Source organism: Streptomyces sp. SID3343, assembly GCF_009865215.1.
Classification (GTDB): Bacteria; Actinomycetota; Actinomycetes; order Streptomycetales; family Streptomycetaceae; genus Embleya.
Genome location: NZ_WWJX01000286.1, coordinates 1 through 1,334, shown reverse-complemented (window position 1 = coordinate 1,334; position 1,334 = coordinate 1). Strand labels below are relative to the sequence as shown.

General features: G+C 68.5%; 2 protein-coding genes and 1 pseudogene. 1 reads left to right on the top strand and 2 read right to left on the bottom strand.

The annotated features are described in order from the left end of the window. Positions 1-236: pseudogene (locus tag GT354_RS52520) on the bottom strand (hypothetical protein); the annotation flags it as partial. Between the two features lie 224 nt (positions 237-460). On the opposite strand from GT354_RS52520, the gene GT354_RS09850 reads away from it, so the two are divergent. Further along, positions 461-940, top strand: coding sequence for an LLM class flavin-dependent oxidoreductase (locus GT354_RS09850; RefSeq protein ID WP_161355892.1), 480 nt, complete (start codon positions 461-463; stop codon positions 938-940). Between the two features lie 61 nt (positions 941-1,001). On the opposite strand, the gene GT354_RS09845 is transcribed toward GT354_RS09850, so the two are convergent. Continuing rightward, positions 1,002-1,334: hypothetical protein (locus GT354_RS09845; protein ID WP_237534566.1), on the bottom strand; the 333-nt coding region annotated here is incomplete at its 5' end.

Sequence of the window (1,334 nt, the reverse complement as noted above, 5' to 3'; positions counted from 1 at the left end):
GTGCCGACGGCGGCGTTGATGCGTTTGATCAACGGGCTTCGCAGGACGCCGAGTTGGGTGGCGTAGGTGGGTGAGGTGGGGTGCAGGTCCAGGCACCCGGTGTCGGGGTCGTAGTGGCCGCCGGCGGTGACGTTGTCGGCGTACTCGGGGCAGGCCCCCCCCGGGGCCAGATGTCGGTGGTGGATCCGCCGGTCGGGTCGAAGTCCAGGGCCATCGCATGGTCCCGCTCCAACCACGACTCGTATCCGACATGCGTGCCGCCCGTCGCAGACCCTGCGGTGGCATGCCCGAACTCGCCTGCCGTGCGGGGTTGTCATCCGGTGAATGTCGGGCACCTCGGGCCGCAGGATCTCCAACGCGGAGGCGCCCCAGCCGGGAACACGCTCTCGTGTCGCCGCGACTCCACTCGGGGCCACGTCACAACGTCGGCTCCGTCAGAGCCGCCCCTTCGCGTCCGGTGGTGCCTTCGTTGATCTGCCGGACCGTACAGCTCTCCCCGGTGGTACCGGCGGCCCGCGCCATGGCCGAGGCCGAGGAAGTCCCGTGGGCCAAGCGGCTCTTCGAGATCGCCGGCAACGTATTCGCGGTCACCGGCCGCACCGAGCGGGAGTACCGGCGCAGCCTTGCGGGCGTCCGCGAGCGGCTCGTCTTCTACGGCTCGACCCCGGCCTACCGGGCCGTGCCGAAGCACCACGGTTGGGACGCACTCCAGGAGGAACTGCGCACGCTGTCGCTGCGGGGCCGCTGGAAGGAGATGGGGTGGTTCGTCGACGACGACGTGTCGAACGCCTTCGCCGTGGTCGCCGAGGACTCCGCCACAGCGGGCCAACTGATCCGCGAACGCTACACCGACGTCTACCACCGGGTGTCGATCTCACCGGCCCCCAACTCCGACCCGGCCCTCGCCCTGGCCATCCTCGACGGCATCCGCAGCGACTGACCTCGCACACCTCGTACTCGGCTCGGCCGCGACAGCGCGGGACCGACACCGCGGTCCGCCGTCAAAGACCTCCGAGCCATCCGCTCAGTGGTTGCGGTCCGCCGACGCGTTTGTCGGTGTGGTCGTTGTCGGCTACCTCGATCAGGATGTACTGATCACCGGAGAACACCCAGTACTGATTGGACGTGTCCGGCGCCTGCATGACCGCATCGATCCGGGCGGAGAACTGCGGAAGGTCCCTGAACGCCGGCCAGTTGCTCAGTGGCTGCGGGCCGTGGATGCGTTTGTCGGTGTGGTCGTTGTCGGCCACCTCGATCAGGATGTACTGATCACCGGAGAACACCCAGTACTGATTGGACGTGTCCGGCGCCTGCATGACCGCATCGATCCGGGC